The sequence below is a fragment of the Leifsonia sp. 563 genome, assembly GCF_040545055.1.
In the GTDB taxonomy this organism is placed as follows: Bacteria; Actinomycetota; Actinomycetes; order Actinomycetales; family Microbacteriaceae; genus Leifsonia.
On sequence record NZ_JBEPLE010000002.1, the window covers coordinates 55,615 to 72,444 of the forward strand.

The window sequence follows — 16,830 nt, forward strand, 5'->3', positions numbered from 1 at the left end:
GCGTACGGGGCCGTCCGGCGGGGCGCCCGGGTCAGCGGGGGCGGAGACCGTCGATGGCCATGGCGAGGACGCGGTCGCGCTGCTGGTCGTCGTCGAAGGCGACCCCGGCGATCCCGGACACCATGCGGATCACGTCGCCGATCGTGGCGTCGGAGCGCAGCTCACCCGCCTGCTGCGCACGGCGGACCAGCGGCTCGCCGGCGTCGTAGAGCGAGGTGCGGCAGCTGAGGAGGACGGGGGAGTCCTTGTTGAGGCCCTCGATGAGCGCGCGCTTGGTGCCGACGTAGGCGATGAAGCGGCGGAGCCAGGCCTGGACGGCCTCCCACGGCTCGAGCGATCCCGCCTCCTCCGCTGCGCGGACGACGGCGGCGACCTCGTCGATGTACACGGCCTCCACCAGCGAGTCGCGCGTGGGGAAGTTGCGGTACAGCGTCCCGATCCCGACCCCGGCGCGGCGGGCGATGTCCTCGAGCGACGCGTTCGGTCCCTGCTCGGCGAAGGCCTCGCGTGCGGCGGCGAGCAGCGCGTCGAAGTTGCGTCGGGCATCCGCCCTCTGCGGTCGGGCGACGCTCGGTGCTGTGGTCTCGGTGCCGGTCACGGCAACTGTCCTTTCGGGTCGGACCTCGGGGGGTCGAAAACTCGAGGTTGCGAAGCGGAGGCACCCTCCGGTAATGTTATGAGCGTAACCGGAGGAACCCTCCGAACGGAGCCTCCCTCCAATTCTACGCCTTTCGGCACCTCTCGAGAAACGGAAACCCCGGACAATGTCTCGATCCCATCCCGGACTGACCTTCGCCATCCTGGCGCTCAGCGTCGGTTCCTTCGCGACGCTCCAGTCGCTCGTCGTCCCCGTCCTCCCCGTCATCCAGTCCGACCTGCACACCACGACCGCAGGCGTCACCTGGACCATGACCGCGTGGCTCATCGCCGCCGCGGTCGCGACGCCCCTGCTCGGTCGCGTCGGCGACCTCGTCGGCAAGCGCCGCATCCTCGTCCTCGCGCTCCTGGCCGTCGCTCTCGGAAGCGTCGTGGCCGCCGTCGCGCCGTCGATCGGCGTCGTCATCGCCGGTCGCGTCATCCAGGGTCTCGGCGGGGCGATGTTCCCGCTCGCCTTCGGCATCATCCGCGACGAGTTCCCCGCGCGCCGCCTCCCGTCCGCGATCGGCGCCATCGCCTCGATCATCGCCATCGGCAGCGGGCTCGGGACGGTGCTCGCCGGACCCCTCGCCGACGCGCTCAGCTGGCGCGGCCTGTTCCTGCTCCCCGTCGCCCTGACGGTGACCGCCGCCGTGCTCGCGCTGATCTTCATCCCCGAATCGCCCACCCGGGCGACCGGTGGCGTGAACCCGTGGGCGGCCGTTCTGCTCTCCAGCTGGCTCGTCGCCCTCCTCCTGCCGCTCAGCACCGGCGCGCAGTGGGGCTGGTCGTCGCCGGGCGTGATCGGCCTGTTCGTCGCGGCCGCACTGCTCCTCGCCGGCTGGATCATCGTCGAGCTCCGCTCACGGCATCCCCTCGTCGACATGCGGCTCATGCGCGAACCCGGCGTCTGGTCCATGAACGCGGCGGCCGTCTTCATCGGCGCATCGATGTTCGCGATCTTCGCCTTCTTCCCGCGGTTCGTGCAGACGCCGACCTCGACCGGGTACGGCCTGGGCGCATCCGTGGCGGAGTCGGGGATGCTGATGCTCCCGATGCTGGTGACCATGGCCGTGACCGGCTTCCTGAGCGGCCCGCTCGCCCGCTGGGTCGGCTTCCGCGCGCAGATCGTCGTCTCGGCGGTGCTGATGGGGGCCGCGGCCCTCTCGCTCGCCTACCTCCACGGGTCGCTCGTGGCCGTCGCCGCCGCCTCCGGCGTGTTCGGCATCGGACTCGGTCTGATCTACGCGGCCATCACGAGCGTGGTGGTGCAGAGCGTCCCGGCCACCCAGACCGGGATCGCGAGCGGGATGAACGCCAACCTGCGCACCGTCGGCTCGGCGGTCGGAGCGGCCGTGATGACGGCCCTCGTGACCGGCGCGATCGCTCCGGACGGGCTCCCCGCGGAGTCCGGCTACACCGAGGGCTTCACGACGGCCGGCGTGCTGGCGCTCGCGGCGGGGGCCGTGACCGTCGTGGCCGCGTTCCTGATGCGGGCGGCCCGGCGCGTCGCCGAGGCCGAGGCCGAGGAGATCGTCGCGACCACGGTGGTGGAGACCGTCGAGCCCGTGCCGGCCGCAGCGCTGGTGGACATCGCGGCACTGTCCTCGGCGGAGGCAGAGGCGGCCGAGATGGCCCGCCTCGCCGCGAAGGTCGACGGCGAGCTGTCCGTCACCATGCGCGACGGACGGCGCGAGAGCCTCGAGGTCGCCTGACCGTCTCTCTCTCGACGAAGGCCCGGGTCCGCACGGATCCAGGCCTTCGTCGTCGTTCTGGGAACGTCGGCGTGGCCACCTCAGACACGGAGCGCCGCCGCCTCGCTGCGCCAGCGCGCGAGGAGAGCCCACGGGTCGTCGGCCCCGGCGCGGACGAGCTCCACGTGGGCGAGCAGCGCGGGGTCGGTCTCGAACCACTCGGTGCCCGGGATGCGCAGATGCGCGAACTGCTCGTGGCGCCGGTGCTCGACGGTCCGGTCGCCGCGTTCGAACGCGAGCACCTCGTCGTGGGGCAGCGCCGCGAACCGCTGGGTGGGATTCGCGGTCGTGCCGATTTTGATGCGGTCACGGAAGCGCAGGTAATAGACCACATCCACCCGGGATGCGACCGCACCTTCCGGGGGCGGCTCGCCCACCCTCCACTCGCACACTGCGCAGAGCCACCCCGACGGGTAGCGGACGCCCAGCCGCGAACCGCAGAACACGCACGGCGACGGCAGCACGTCCGTCACGCCGAACTCGGCGTCGACCAGGTCGTGCGCCTCCAGCAGGTGGGTCAGGCACAGCCGGATGGACGCGCCGGCATACGCAGGGCTCTCGCAGAGTGCGCAGACGGTGTCCATGGGGTGAGGCTAGCCGCGCCCGCCGACAGCGGGCGCCTCAGAGAGTTCGCGGTGCAGCTCAGCGCGGCGGGCGGCAGCGGATCAGCTCCAGCTCCCCGCTCAGCCCGATCGGCCCGTCGGCGAACGCGGTGAGCACGGTCGCCCCGCGGCCCAGGGGCACGACCGCGCCGCCCTCCGTCTCCAGCCGTCCCTCTCCGCCGAGCACGACGAGCACCGAGAACCCGGGGTCGAGCTCGCGGGAGCCCGAGACGCGGATGCGTTCCGCCGCGAAGAACGGATCGGCATCGCCGGGGAACAGCGCCTCGGCGCTGCGTCCCCGGCGCAGGGCGGCTATCCGCTCCTCGGGCGTCACGTCGCGGGTCAGCCCGTCGATCGCGGTTTCCAGGTCGAGGCCGAGCAGCGCGTCGTGCTCGGAGAGCATCCGCCGCTCCAACAGGACGGAGAGGTCGGTCGGCTGCTGCAGCTCCACGAGCGTCACACCCGGGCCGATCGCGTGCGCGAGCCCGGCCGGGACGAGCAGCGTGTCACCGGCGGCCAGCGGGACGGTGTTCATCGCATCGAGCATCGCGTCGGCGTCCTGGCCGTCCCACCAGACGCGGACCTCGTCGGTCGAGACGGGACGGCGGAACCCGAGGAACGCGGAGGCGCCCGGCTCGGCCTCGATGACCGCCCACGCCTCCGTCTTGCCGAGCGGGCTGTTCAGGTGGCGATCGGCGAACGCGTCGTCCGGGTGGTAGTGGACGAAGAGGCGCTCGGCGGTGTCGAGCAGCTTCACGAGCAGCATCGTGCGCGCGCCGAAACGGGCGACATGCTCCTGGCCGAGAAAGGACACGGGGTCGGCCGCGACCGCGTCGCGCAGGGTGCGGCCGTCGGGCAGCACGGTGAGACCGACACCGCCACCCGCGAAGACCTCGGTGGTCGAGGCGACGAAGTCCTCCGGCGTGAACGGGCTCGGCTGCGGTGTTCCGCGGAAGCGCGCGATGCCCGCGCCACCCCGGTACGGCCGATCGAGAGGCTGGTTCGGGCCGAGCAGGAGCGGCGTCGCAGTGGTCACCGACACACAGTAGTACCGCGTGCGCAGTGCCGGGACGGGCGCCCCGCTCGCGCTACGTTGGGACAATGCGTGCAGGGGACGGGCAGCTCGGTCGAGTCCGCCCGTTCTGGCTGCTGCGGAGCCGTGCGCAGCGCGGAACGCTCGTGTCCACCGGCCTCGTCGTCGTGGTGATCGCCTTCCTCGCGTCCGTGATGACCGGCCTGGCGCTCCGCTCTCCGGATACGGCGGTGCGGGCCACGCTGGAACACGAGCCGGCTGCGGCGACCTCGCTCGCACTGCAGGCGTCGCAGGGATCCGACCCGGAGGTTCAGGACGCCGCGGTCCGGTCGGTCGTGGCGCGCCAGTTCCCCGGTGTCCCGCTGCGCATCGCGCAGACCACCTTCGTGCCGACAGTCGCCGTGGCGGGTGGCGGCAGCGCGACATTACTGGTCGCCTCCGATGCCCTGCAGGAACGAGCGCGGCTGACCTCGGGACGCTGGCCTGCATCCACCTCCGGGCCGGCCGCGGGCGAAGCGGCGGTCGACACCGACTTCGCCCGCGCGCACCGGCTCGGTCTCGGCGACACGGCCGTCCTGTCCGGCCCGGACGCCCCGGTCACCGTCACGGTGGTGGGCATCTGGCGCCCGGTCGCCCCGGCGTCGGCGGCGTGGCTGGGTCTCGCGAGCGGCGCCGGCGGAACCGACGGTCGGGCGATCGTCTCGGATGCGCTGGCGAGTGTGGCGGGAGACGGTACCTCGGTGCAGTGGGTCCTCACCCCGGACGCCGACCGCATCACCGCAGCACAGCTTCCGCGGCTGGAGGCGGGGCTCGCCGGCGTCGCGGACGCGCTGAGCGATGACTCGACCGCCGCGGCCAGCCCGTTCTCGTCGAGCGGTCAGGCGCTCGCGACGACGACAGCCATGGAACGCTCGGTCGTCGCCGTGCGCGCCGTCATCCCGATCCCGCTGAGCGTGCTCGCGGTGTGCGCGGTGATCGCTCTCGCGCTGCTCGGCCGTCTGCTCGCCGATGCTCGCCTGGTCGAGACGCGACTGCTCCGATCGCGCGGCGTGACCCTCCCGTGGCTTGCGCGCTCGGCGGCGCTGGAGTCCGGCGCGGTGGCTCTCGTCGCGGTGATCGTGGGCACTGCGGCCGCCCAGCTCGTGCTCCGATCGCTGACCGGCGGGCCCTCCGCGGGTCTCCCCGGAGCGGTGGATGTACTGCTCCCACCCCTCGCCGCTCTCGTCGCCGCCGTGGCCGCCGCCACGCTGACGACCGTGCTGTCGGCGCGGTCGCTCACCGACGCCCCGGGAGTCGTCGAGGCGGGCAGGGGCCGAACCGCCGTCTCGGCCGGTCTCGCGGTGCTGGCGATCATCGCGGCCGCAGTTGCCCTGTGGCGGTTCGTCGTCTTCAGCTCGTCGACGGCCTCGGGAGACGGGGGCGGGATCGATCCGGCCGGTGTCGTCGCCCCGGCCGCGGTGCTCTGCGCCATCGCGCTTCTCGGGCTGTCGCTCTTCGGTCCAGCAGCCGGCGCCGTCGAGCGGCTCGCCGGCCGCGGCCGCGGCGTCGCCGGCGTCCTCCCCGCGCGTCAGGTCGGGCGCGGGATCGCGCTGTTCTCGGGTCCCGTCGCCCTCATCGTCCTCACGGTCGGCGCGTTGACGTTCGCGGCGGGATATGCGGGCACGTTCTCCGGCTTCCTCCGCGACTCCACCCTGCTGACGACCGGGGGATCAGTCCGCGCCGATCTCGGCGTCGGCGGCAGCCCGAACGACGGCGGCGACCTGTCCGGTGCTGATCGTCTCGAGAAGGAGGGGGTCACAGCGTCGCCCGCCATCGTCGACGACGCCACCATCGGCGACACGAACGCTTCCGTGATCGTCATGGACACCAGCCGGCTCCCCGCACTGGTTCCGGTCGGCGGGTATCTGCTCGGAACCGGCGCGCTCGCAGACTCCCTCCCTGACCCGGTCGGGCTGCCCGGAGCGGACCTGCCGGCCGACACCCGGTCGGTGGCGCTGCGTGCGACGACGGCGTCGGCCACCGGTGCGGCGACGCCGACGCAGGTGACGGTGTGGATGGCGACAGCCGCGGGCGAGGCCGTCCCCCTCACCGCGCAGCCGGCAGCCGCCGGTGACACCGACATCGCGTTGCCGGATCACGTCGGGCGTCGGCTCGTCGCCGTGGATGTCACGACCGAGTCCGCGGGCGCGACCGACGTGACCGTCGCGGTGACCGGACTGCCTGTCGCCTCGAAGCCCGCTGGGGCGTGGTCGCTCGCGCCGACCGCCTTCGGCGCGGAGACGCCGTTCCGTGCCGCCGGGACCGGTCGGGCCTCCGCAGCTCTGCTCGAGGGGAGGGTGACCACCCGCTTCCTGCCGGACGCCGAGCCGACGCTGCGGGTCGCCGTCACGACGGCTCTCGCCGCGGACGACTCCCTGCGGGTGGGTCAGCAGATCGACGTGAACAGTCCGGTCGGCGGACTGACCGCGACCGTCGACCGCATCGTCCCCGCGCTGCCCGGGACCACCGCGGAGCGCGCCGTCCTCGCCGACTACTCCGCGGTCACCGCACAGCTGCTCCGCACGACACCCTCCGTGACGCGCGCGAGCTCGATCTGGGCCACCGGCCCCGACACGGCAGCCCTTGAGCGCTCCGTCGCCCGGGTCGCCGGACGGGATGCGGTGGTCACCACCGCAGAGGGCGACTTCGTGTCGCGCTTCCTCAGCGGCGCCGTGCTGAGCACCTGGTTGGGCGCGGCCGGCTGCGCGCTGCTGGCGGTCGCCGCGGTGGCCGCCGCGATCTCCTCCGCGCTGCGCCGCCGCCGCGGCGAGGTCATCGTGCTCCGCGCGGTCGGCCTGTCGGCGAAGCAGCAGGCATGGACCCGGCGGGCCGAGGTCATCGGCGTCTCTGCGGCCGCAGTCCTGTTCGGCCTGGCCGGCGGCGTGGTCGTCGTGCTGCTCGTCGGCAACACGCTCGCACGGCTCTCGGTCGTGACAGCGCCGTCGACGCTGTCGGTGCAGGGGCGTGTGGATCCGCTCGGGATGGGTGTCGGCCTCCTCGCGCTGGTCGCCGCTCTCGCCGTCGCCGTCTGGGCCTACGGGCGGTCCGTGCGGCGTCAGGCGCACGACACGGCCTACCGGGAGGAGACCCGGTGAACGCGCGTTCGGTCTCGGACCTCCGGCTGTTCCTCCGCTCGCTCCGAGCGTTCGGAGGCGGCCTCGCCCTGCTCGGTCTGGTCGCCCTCGTGACCGCGACGGCGCTGGCCGCCTGGCCGCGGGTGAGCAGTGAGATCCTCGGCGGTGAACTGCGCCATGAACTCCAGCAGGCCGGAGCGGGTGGCCGTGACCTCACCACCGCGATCCGCACCGGGGGCGTGTCGAACGGGCCGGCCGTCGATCCGGTCCGGCTGTGGGCCGGCCTGCCCGGGATCGCCGAGAAGGTGCGCGACCGGATGGCGCCCACGCTCCGTGCGGTGACCGCGCCGGGCGACACCGCGGCTCGAAGCGACGAGCTGCCGACCACCGCTCCGGCGGGCGCGGAGAGCAACAGCCGCTACTCGGTCACCATCGAGGCCTACCGGGACCTGCGGAAGACGGCACGGCTCGTGGAGGGCACCTGGCCGACCTCCGCCGGAGCGTCGGCTGCTTCGCCCGTCCCGGTGGTGCTCACCGCCGATGCCGCTCGGCTGCTGGGCTGGCGTGTCGGCGAGGACCGTCGATCCTCCGTCGCGCCGGGCGAGGAGCTGTCGTTCCGCTTGACGGGGACGATCGCGCCGCGGGACGGCTCAGCCGACTTCTGGGATCTCGACGTCAGCAGAGCGCGCGGACACTTCGTCGACGGCGGCGACTCGGGCAAGGACTTCGGAGGGGTCGCGTGGGTCGATCCCGGAACGTGGACCGCGCTCGCACCGCGCGTCGGCGCGACCTTCGCCTCCGTCTGGTTCCCCGTCGAGCCGCGGCGGTTCACCGCAGAGACGCTGCCCGCTGTGCGCAGCGCGCTGGGCGGGTTCCTGGCCTCCCCGCTGTCGGCCACGGTGGGAGACGCGACCATCCCGCTCGCCGTCGCCACGGCGGTACAGGGGCCGCTCGACGAGTTCGTGGCCCGCGCGCAGCCGGCCCAGACCCTGTTCGCGATCCTCGTCAGCGGTCCCCTGGTGGTCGCGTTGACGGTTCTCGCGCAGGGGGCACGTCTTGTTCTGGACCGTCGACGACCCGCGCTCGCGCTGATGACCGCGCGCGGCGCATCCCCGGTCCGCCTCCGCACCGAGCTTGCGGCGCAGGGGCTGCTCGTGTCAGTCCCGGCCGCGACGCTCGGACTGTTTGCGGCGGTGGCACTCACACCCGCCGGCGTGCCCGTGGCGCTGCCAGTCGCTCTCGCCGCCTTCTGCGCTGTGCTGCCTCCGATCGCACTGGTGGTGGCGGCCGGGCCGCTGTCTCCCTCGGCCGGGCACGGCGGACGCTCGCGCTGGGCCTGGGTCGCCGAGACCGTGGTCATCGGCCTGGCGGCGCTGAGCGTCGTGCTGCTCACCCGGCGCGGGCTCGCGTCGCCGGCCGCCGGCCTGGAGGTCGACCCGCTCACCGCCGCCACCCCGGTCCTCGTGGCGCTCGCCGCCTGCGTGGTCGTCGTCCGGCTGACCCGGTACCCGATCGGCTGGATCGCGGCTGCCCTCCGGCGCGGCCGCGGGCCGGTGGCGTTCCTCGGCGCTTCGGCGGCCGGGCGATCACGCTCCGGACTGCTCTGGCCCGTGTTCACTCTCGTCGCCGGGGTGAGCATCGCGCTCTTCTCGGTCAGCATGCTGGCGACGGCGACCGCCGGTGTGGCGGAGGGTGCGCGCATCCGGGTCGGAGCCGATCTGTCGCTGAGCGCCGCATCCACCCTCAGCCAGCGACAGGTGGATGCGGTCGGCGACCTCGCGGGCGTCCAGCGCACGGCCACGGTCGAGTGGGCCGGCGGCCTGCGCCTCACCGCAGGCGGAGTGTCGTCGGACGTCTCCGGGTACCTCGTGGACCCCCGCCGGCTCGACGCGGTGCAGGCCGACCTGCCGCCTGCGGCGCGGCTCTCCTCCGCCCTGAAAGGCGGGATTCCGGGGCGCACCGCGGCAGCGCTCGGCGGCTGGTCGAGCCAGATCCCGATCACCAGCGCGCTCGTGGTCACCGGCGGCACCAACGTGCACCTCGGCGTGAAGGAGCTCGACTTCGTACCCGGCATCTACGTGCGGGACGCCGAATGGGTCTACCTGGACGGCACCGCGCTCCCGGCGTCGAGCGACATCTCGGGCCGCCCGCAGACTGTGCTGGTGAAGCTCGCTCCGGGCGCGGACGCTGCGCGCGTCCACGCCGAGCTCGCCCGGATCGGGGGAGAGGGAGCCGTGGTCGGTGACGCGATCGCCGAGCGCGACGCCCTGCGTTCGTCCCCGTTGGTCGCGGGCACCGAGCTGGTGGCCGTCCTGTCCATCGGGCTGACCGTCCTGCTCTGCGTGGCCGCGTTGCTTCTCACGCTGGTCATCAACACCTCGGCACGGGTGCGGCTCGTGGCGACCCTGCGGACCATCGGATACAGCTCGCGCCAGACCGCCGGAGTCCTCGCCTGGGAGCTCGGGCCGGTGCTGGTCGTCGGCATCCTCGCCGGAGCCGTCGTCGGGCTCGTGCTGCCCGCCGTCGTGCTGGAGCCGCTCGACCTGCGCGGCTTCACCGGCAGCCCCGTCCAGCCGCCTGTCGTGCAGGACCCGCTGCTCGTCGCCGCGGCATTGGCCGGGTTCGTCGTCGTCGCCGTCGTGGCGACGCTCGTCGCCCTCGCAGCAGCACGTCGTCGTTCGGCGACGGCCGTGCTGAGGATCGGAGGAGGAGAATGACCACCGTGACCGTCCCTGCCGACGCAGCCATCGACTGCACCGACCTGGTCCGCATCTTCACGGCCGACGGCATCGAGGTGCAGGCGCTCCAGGGACTCACCCTGCGCGTCGAGAGCGGCGGCCTCGTCGCCATCGTCGGGGCGTCCGGATCCGGCAAATCCACGCTCCTCGGCATCCTCTCGGGGCTCGACAAACCGACGGCCGGGTCGGTGACCGTGGCCGGGCGCGACCTGCTCGCGCTGCGCAGCCGGGAGCGCGTGGACTACCGGCGACGAACGGTCGGATTCGTCTGGCAGCAGACCTCGCGCAACCTCCTCGGCTATCTGACCGCCCGCGAGAACCTGGCCCTCGCGATGTCCGTCGCCGGAACCGGCGACCGCGACCGGCGCGCGGTCGAGCTGCTGGAGCTGCTCGAGGTCGGGCACTGCGCCGACCGCCGCCCGACCGAGATGTCCGGTGGCGAGCAGCAGCGCGTCGCGATCGCGGTCGCCCTGGCCAACGAGCCGCGGGTGCTGCTCGCCGACGAACCGACGGGCGAACTGGATGAGGCCACCAGCGCCGAGGTGCTGGAGGCCATGCGCGGGGTCAACCGCGAGCTGGGCGTCACCACGCTGATCGTCACGCACGACCCCACCGTCTCGGAGCATGTGGCGCGCACCGTCCAAATCCGCGACGGGCGCACCGCGACCGAGGTGCTGCGGCGCACGGGTGTCAACGAGGAGGGTCACGAGCACACGGTCGCCGAGGAATTCGCGGTGCTCGACCGTGTGGGGCGGCTGCAGCTGCCGCAGGAGTACCTCACCAGCCTCGGGATGCGCGACCGGGTCCGACTTGCGCTGGAGCAGGACCATGTGGGCGTCTGGCCGCACGCCGCAGACGAGCCGCGCGCACCAGAAGAGGAGGTCCGCCCGTGACGATCGCAGAGACCCGGCCGGGCCGACCGGACGACGAGCGGGACGTCCCGCTGCTCGTGGCGGAGGGGGTGACCCGCACCTTTGAAACGGCGGCGGGAACAGTGACGGCGCTCGCCGAGGCGAGCCTGACGGTCCGCCCCGGTGAGCTGGTCGTGGTGAAGGGCCCGTCCGGTTCGGGCAAGACGACCCTCCTGAACGTGCTGAGCGGCCTCGACCGGGCGAGCACTGGTCGCGTGGTTCTCGACGGCGTCGACCTGTCGACCGCCTCGGAGGCGCAGCTTGTGGACCTGCGACGCCGCAGCACCGGGTTCGTCTTCCAGTCGTTCGGGCTGGTTCCCGTGCTCTCCGCGGCGGAGAACGTCGAGCTGCCGCTCCGCCTGCTCGGCGTCGCCCCGGCGGAGCGCGATGCCCGGGTGGATGCGCTCCTGGACAGTGTCGGACTCGGCGGCCATGCGCGGCAGCGGCCGACGGAGCTCTCCGGCGGTCAGCAGCAGCGCGTCGGTATCGCTCGGGCGTTGGCGGGCGAGCCGCGCATCCTGTTCGCCGACGAGCCGACCGGGCAGCTGGACAGCATGACCGGCCGCGCGATCATGGACCTGCTGGTCGCCCTCGTCCACGGCCAGGGGATCGCCGCGGTGGTGACCACGCACGATCCACTGCTGATGGCCCGAGCCGACCGGGTGCTCGAATTGCACGACGGGCGGCTGGGCGCCGGGTCGTCACGCCCGCGCGGCCGCCACGCGGCGCCCCTCATGGGCGGCGAAGTGGCCGACGACGGCGGCAGCCGCGGTCACCACCGTGGCGAGTCCGAGCGGTAGGGCGATCCCGAACCTCAGCAGCAGCGCCCCGACCAGTGCACCCAGCGCGATGAGCACGACTGCGCCCGCGCGCCGGCGCCACGGCTGGCCGGAACCGCCGGCGAGCACCGAGTCGGCGGCGAGGCCGGTGATGGTGGACGTGACGACGACCGTGGTCACATCCTTGACGGCCAGGTGCCGGGCGACGGCCGCCTGAAATCCCATCGCCGCGGCGAGCAGGACGGTGATGCCGAGCTCCCACGGCTTCGGCGGGACGCCGCCGGTCGCGATCGTGACCCCGGTGAGTACCGCCAAGGCGGCGGCGACAGCGGTGAAGGACCAGCTCGTCCGCGTGTTCCAGCCGATCGTCTCCCGACGCAGCGTCCGGCCGCCGATGACGGCTCCCACCATGAAGGCGATGAGCGCGACCAGCGGCCCGACCCACGGCAACCCGTCGGCGCCCGCGATGGCCATCCCGAGGATCACCACGTTGCCGGTCATGTTGCCCGCGAACACCTTGTCGAGCCCGAGGTAGCCGACCGCGTCGACGATCCCGGTCGAGAAGGTGAGCGCGAGCATGAGCACCAGGGTCATCTCGCTCTGCCGCTTGCTGCCGTCTGTCATCGGTCCTCCTTCATGCCGCTGACAGGATCGCATGCGGGCGCACCGAGTCCCGCATCGGGGCGAGCGGATAACGACTTCGTAACGGCCGTTTGCGTCAACGCGTTTGACGCTCATAGCGTGACGTCAATCGATTGAAGTCAACCGATTGACGCACAGAGCGAAGGAGCGCCGATGCTGACGATGAAGGACATCGCCTCGCACGTCGGCGTCTCCGTGTCGAGCGTCAGCCTGGTGCTCAGCGGTCGCGGCGAGGGCCGCGTCAACGCCTCGGTCGCGCAGCGCATCAAGCAGGTTGCCGACGAGCTCGGCTACGTGCCGAATCAGCTGGCCCGGTCGCTCAAGACCAAGCAGAGCCGCACGATCGGGATGGTGTCCGACCAGGTCGCCACGGTGCCGTTCTCCGGTCACATGCTCGCGGGCGCGCAGCAGGCGGCCTGGGACAGCGGCTTCATGCTGATGCTCATCGACACCTACGGCAACGACGAGGTGCAGACCCCGGCCGTCCAGTCCCTCCTGCAGCGCAACATCGAGGGCCTCATCGTCGCGACCAACTTCCACAAGCTCGTCGAGTTGCCGCTCGTCCCGCCGACGATGCCGGTCGTCATCCTCGACGGGCGTCCCTCCGTGGAGGATGCGCATCCCACGGTCGACTACGTCGTGCCCGACGAGGAGCTGGGGGCCTACACCTCGACGCGCCTGCTCATCGAGGCCGGTCACACCCGGATCGGCTTCTGCGACGTCCGCGCCTACCCGATCGCCTCGCGGCTGCGCGCCCGCGGCCACGAGCGGGCGCTGACGGAGGCGGGCCTCCGCCGGGACGAGAGCCTCACCGTGGTCGCGGAGGACGCGGCCACGCGGTTCGCCGTCGAGCCGGCCCGGCAGCTGCTCGACCGGGAGGACAGGCCGACCGCCGTGTTCTGCTTCAGCGATCAGACCGCGATGGGCTTCTACCAGGTGGCGCGCCACCTCGGGCTCGACATCCCCGGCGACCTCTCGATCGCCGGATTCGACAACCAGGAGTTCGTCGCCGAGGCGCTCGACCCGGGACTCACGACCGTTCAGCTGCCGCACCGCGACATGGGCGCGTGGGCGGTGCGCCGCGTGGTCGGCCGGCTCGACGGATCCCTCGACGGGGCCGAGCGCGAAGGGTTCCTCATGCCCTGTGCGCCCGTCCTCCGGCACTCGATCGGGCCGCCTTCCGGCACCTGACCGCATCCCGGCCCACTTATCCCGCCGTACACACCCGAATCATCGACCGGAGGCACCGGTGGCGCGAGCCTGCCCGCGCCCACCGTCCTCCTCACCATGCCCACCATCCGCACCAGAACACACGCACCCCGAACACCCGATGCAAAGGAGCAACGCAATGACAACACCCCGGAAACCGGGCGGCCGCACCGTCGCCCGCCTCGCCGCCGCAGCAGCGGCGGTCGCCGTGGCCGCCGCCGGCCTCGTCGGCTGCAGCAGCGGCAGCGGCGGAGACGCCGGCAAGACGTTCACGATCCTCCAGTACGAGGACCCGAAGACGGCGCAGGGCCAGGGCTGGCAGCTCGCCCTCGAGATGTTCAAGAAGAAGCATCCCGACGTGAAGGTCGACTTCCAGACCACCAGCTTCGACGCCGTCCGCAAGAACGCCAAGCTCACCCTCGGCGGCAACAAGGTGCCCGACGTCGTCGAGTTCAACAAGGGCAACGCCGACGGCGGCCAGCTCGCCAGCCAGGGACTGCTCACGCCGCTGAACGACCAGGTGGAGAAGTACGGCTGGGACAAGAAGGTCACCGGCGGCATGCAGTCCTTCGCCAAGTACGACGAGCAGGGCAAGGCGGGCTCCGGCGACTGGTACGGCATCCCCAACATCGGCGAGTACGTCACCTTCTACTACAACAAGGATCTGTTCGCGAAGGCCGGCATCGCCGCCGAGCCGAAGACCATGGACGAGTTCGTCGCGGCGATGCAGAAGCTGCAGGCCGCCGGGATCACGCCGGTGTCGTCGTCTGCGTCGACCAACCAGGGCTTCAACCAGATGTGGGTCTGGTACTCGCTCGTCTCCGCCTACGCCGACCGGAAGCAGATCGACGACTTCATGTTCCTGAAGGGCAAGGTCGACTTCTCCGCGGACCCGTGGAAGAAGGGCACAGAGCAGTTCCAGGACTGGATCGACAAGGGCTACCTCGGCACCGACCTCGCCGGCCTCACCTACGAGCAGGCGAACGTCAACTTCCTCAGCGGGAAGACCGGGATGCTCATCTGGAACAACGGCGTGTTCTCGCGGGTGAAGGACCAGAAGGACTTCGCCTGGGGCTACTTCACCCTCCCCGGCGCGAACATGTCGATGGGGTCGTCCGGCCACCTGTGGGGCGTGCCCGCGAAGGCGAAGAACAAGGACCTCGCCTACGACTGGATCGACACCACGCTGAGCCCGGAGGTCCAGAACAAGATCGGCGAACTCGGCGGCCTTCCGCTCGCGGGCGACTCCTCGAAGATCACCGACCCGGTGACCCGCGCGTACACCGAGCGCTTCGACGAGATCGTCAAGGCGGACACCCTGACGTTCTACCCGGACTACCCGGTTCCGGGGTTCCTGGACTTCATCCAGACCAACATGGCCGCGATGTCCAACAAGAACGAGACGGCGGACGAGTACATCCAGAAGCTGCAGAAGTTCTACGACGACGGCAAGAAGGCGACCGACCAGGGCTGAGCGGCGGGGCGGAGCCGCCGAACGCGACTCCGCCCCACCCTCCGGATCCGGAGAACATGACATGACGACAGCGACACCAGCCGCGGCGCCCCCGCTGCGGCGACGGCGGTCAGCGCGACGCGCCGGCTACTGGATGTACCTCCTCCCGATGATCATCGGGACGGCGGTGATCGTCCTCCTCCCGTTCGCGGTGAACGTGTTCATCAGCCTGTTCCGCTGGAAGGGCGGCATCGCCCCGATGCGCTGGAACGGCCTGCAGAACTATGTGGACCTGCTGCACGACTCGCAGTTCTGGCTGGCGTTCACGAACACGATCTTCATGATCGTCGGCATCGTGATCGTCCCCACCCTGCTCGGGCTGCTGCTGGCGGCCATGCTCTTCGACTACATCGGCCGGGAGTTCGGCGGCAGGACGGCCGCGTTCCTCCGAGCCACCTACTACCTGCCGCAGATCCTCCCGATCGCGGTGGCCGGCTTCATCTGGAGCTGGGTGCTCGCCACCCAGAACGGCCTGCTGAACAGCGTGATCGAAGCAGTCGGGGTGAAGAGCCCGCCCGACTGGCTCGGCGACCCGAACATCGCGATCTACGCCGTGATGCTCATGCTCATCTGGCTTCAGCTCGGCTACCCGGTCGTGATCTTCATGGCCGCGCTCCAGCGCGTGGACCCGGAGCTGTACGAAGCGGCCTCCCTCGACGGCGCCGGCTGGTGGCGGCGGTTCCGCGCCATCACGGTCCCGCAGATCCGGCCGGAAGTGTTCGTCGTGGTGATCACCGCGACCGTCGGGGCGCTCAAGGTCTTCGCGCCCATCCTCATCCTCACCGGAGGCGGGCCGGAGGGCTCGACCGTCGTGCCGTCCTACTACTCGTACCGGAACTTCTTCGAGCTCTCCAAGGTCGGCTACGGCTCCGCCATCGCGACCGCCATGTCCATCGTCATCTTCCTCGTCGCCGGCGTCATGCTCTGGCTCCAGCGTCGGGGCGCCCGAGAGGAGGCCGCCGGATGACCACGACGACCGCACCCACCGACTCCCGTCCGCGCCGGGCCGATGCGCCGCAGCGGACCGTCCACGCGGGCACCCGCCGACGCCGCCCGCGACGGCCCCTCCGGTGGCTCATCCTCGCTGCTGCCGTGCTGATCGCGCTGGTGATGCTCGCGCCCCTCGTCCTGCTCGTGCTCAACGCGTTCAAGACCGGCACCGACTACTCGGCGCACGGCCCGCTCGCGCTTCCGACCAGTTGGAGCCTGCAGTCGTTCCAGGACTACCTCGACCGCGTCGACTTCCTCCGCGCGCTGTGGAACTCGGTGGTCATCTCGACGCTGGTGGCTCTGCTGGGCACGCTCGTCTCGCTGCTCAGCGCCTACGCGATCGGCGTCGGCCGGGTGCGCGGGAGCACGGCGCTGCTCGCCGTGTTCCTGCTGGCGACGATGCTGCCGCAGGAGGCGCTGATCTACCCGCTGTTCTACGGGGCGCAGGCGACCGGCACCTTCAACACCGTGTGGAGCGTCATCATCGTCTTCACCGTGCTGCAGGCCGCCTTCGGAACCTACCTGCTGTCGAGTGTGATGTCGACGCTGCCGCCGTCGCTGCTGGAGGCCGCCGCGCTCGACGGCGCCGGACGCTGGCGCATCCTCTGGTCGGTGGTCTACCCGGTGATGCGGCCGACGCTCTCCGTCCTGATGGTGTTCTTCTTCGTCTGGACGTGGAACGAGTTCTACATCCCGCTCATCCTGCTCTCCGACCAGTCGGTGCAGACCGTGCCGATCGCCCTGGCGACCCTGCAAGGTCAGAACTCCATCGACATCACCTCGCTGAACGCCGGGTCGCTGCTCTCGCTGCTGCCCACCCTCGTGTTCTTCATCATCTTCCAGCGCACCCTGAGCCGCGGCGTGACCGTCGGCTCGGTCAAGTAACCGCTCGACCCATCCATCCGATCCA

12 protein-coding genes and 1 pseudogene are annotated in these 16,830 nt (G+C 71.7%); 9 read left to right on the forward strand and 4 right to left on the reverse strand.

All coding sequences use genetic code 11. The features are described 5' to 3' along the window. Nucleotides 1-31: 31 nt before the first annotated feature. On the reverse strand, nucleotides 32-598 hold the full coding sequence (locus ABIC47_RS07320; RefSeq protein ID WP_018189674.1) for a TetR/AcrR family transcriptional regulator: 567 nt from the start codon (nucleotides 596-598) through the stop codon (nucleotides 32-34). A gap of 166 nt (nucleotides 599-764) precedes the next feature. On the opposite strand from ABIC47_RS07320, the gene ABIC47_RS07325 reads away from it, so the two are divergent. Further along, complete coding sequence (locus ABIC47_RS07325; RefSeq protein ID WP_354478858.1) at nucleotides 765-2,351, forward strand: MFS transporter; 1,587 nt, start codon at nucleotides 765-767, stop codon at nucleotides 2,349-2,351. An 80-nt stretch (nucleotides 2,352-2,431) separates the two neighbouring features. On the opposite strand, the gene ABIC47_RS07330 is transcribed toward ABIC47_RS07325, so the two are convergent. Continuing rightward, entirely contained in the window at nucleotides 2,432-2,974 is a 543-nt protein-coding gene (locus ABIC47_RS07330) for a GIY-YIG nuclease family protein (protein WP_354478860.1), read from the reverse strand. A 58-nt stretch (nucleotides 2,975-3,032) separates the two neighbouring features. Further along, nucleotides 3,033-4,028 (reverse strand): class I mannose-6-phosphate isomerase, encoded by a 996-nt coding sequence (locus ABIC47_RS07335; protein ID WP_354478862.1) that lies wholly within the window; start codon nucleotides 4,026-4,028, stop codon nucleotides 3,033-3,035. Nucleotides 4,029-4,093: 65 nt separating this feature from the next. Between ABIC47_RS07335 and ABIC47_RS07340 the strand changes: the two genes are divergently transcribed. From ABIC47_RS07340 to ABIC47_RS07355, 4 genes and pseudogenes are all read left to right on the forward strand, one after another. Continuing rightward, nucleotides 4,094-7,159 (forward strand): FtsX-like permease family protein, encoded by a 3,066-nt coding sequence (locus tag ABIC47_RS07340; RefSeq protein ID WP_354478864.1) that lies wholly within the window; start codon nucleotides 4,094-4,096, stop codon nucleotides 7,157-7,159. Beyond that, a complete protein-coding gene (locus tag ABIC47_RS07345; RefSeq protein WP_354478867.1) occupies nucleotides 7,156-9,855 on the forward strand; it encodes an FtsX-like permease family protein in 2,700 nt (899 codons plus the stop codon). The genes ABIC47_RS07340 and ABIC47_RS07345 overlap by 4 nt, the downstream gene beginning before the upstream one ends. Beyond that, entirely contained in the window at nucleotides 9,852-10,769 is a 918-nt protein-coding gene (locus ABIC47_RS07350; protein WP_354478870.1) for an ABC transporter ATP-binding protein, read from the forward strand. The genes ABIC47_RS07345 and ABIC47_RS07350 overlap by 4 nt, the downstream gene beginning before the upstream one ends. 110 nt (nucleotides 10,770-10,879) lie before the next feature. Further along, a pseudogene (locus ABIC47_RS07355) lies at nucleotides 10,880-11,587 on the forward strand (ABC transporter ATP-binding protein); the annotation flags it as partial. Here the strand turns inward: ABIC47_RS07355 and ABIC47_RS07360 are convergent. Next, on the reverse strand, nucleotides 11,489-12,190 hold the full coding sequence (locus tag ABIC47_RS07360; RefSeq protein WP_354478876.1) for a YoaK family protein: 702 nt from the start codon (nucleotides 12,188-12,190) through the stop codon (nucleotides 11,489-11,491). The pseudogene ABIC47_RS07355 and the gene ABIC47_RS07360 overlap by 99 nt on opposite strands. A 171-nt stretch (nucleotides 12,191-12,361) precedes the next feature. Between ABIC47_RS07360 and ABIC47_RS07365 the strand changes: the two genes are divergently transcribed. From ABIC47_RS07365 to ABIC47_RS07380, 4 genes are all read left to right on the forward strand, one after another. Further along, nucleotides 12,362-13,399 (forward strand): LacI family DNA-binding transcriptional regulator, encoded by a 1,038-nt coding sequence (locus tag ABIC47_RS07365; RefSeq protein WP_018189683.1) that lies wholly within the window; start codon nucleotides 12,362-12,364, stop codon nucleotides 13,397-13,399. A 157-nt stretch (nucleotides 13,400-13,556) separates the two neighbouring features. Next, a complete protein-coding gene (locus tag ABIC47_RS07370) occupies nucleotides 13,557-14,891 on the forward strand; it encodes an ABC transporter substrate-binding protein (RefSeq protein ID WP_018189684.1) in 1,335 nt (444 codons plus the stop codon). A 148-nt stretch (nucleotides 14,892-15,039) separates the two neighbouring features. Next, entirely contained in the window at nucleotides 15,040-15,897 is an 858-nt protein-coding gene (locus ABIC47_RS07375) for a carbohydrate ABC transporter permease (RefSeq protein WP_089880660.1), read from the forward strand. Beyond that, nucleotides 15,894-16,805: a carbohydrate ABC transporter permease gene (locus tag ABIC47_RS07380; protein ID WP_089880662.1), complete on the forward strand. Its 912-nt coding sequence runs from the start codon at nucleotides 15,894-15,896 to the stop codon at nucleotides 16,803-16,805. Before ABIC47_RS07375 ends, ABIC47_RS07380 begins: the two co-directional genes overlap by 4 nt. Nucleotides 16,806-16,830: the final 25 nt, after the last annotated feature.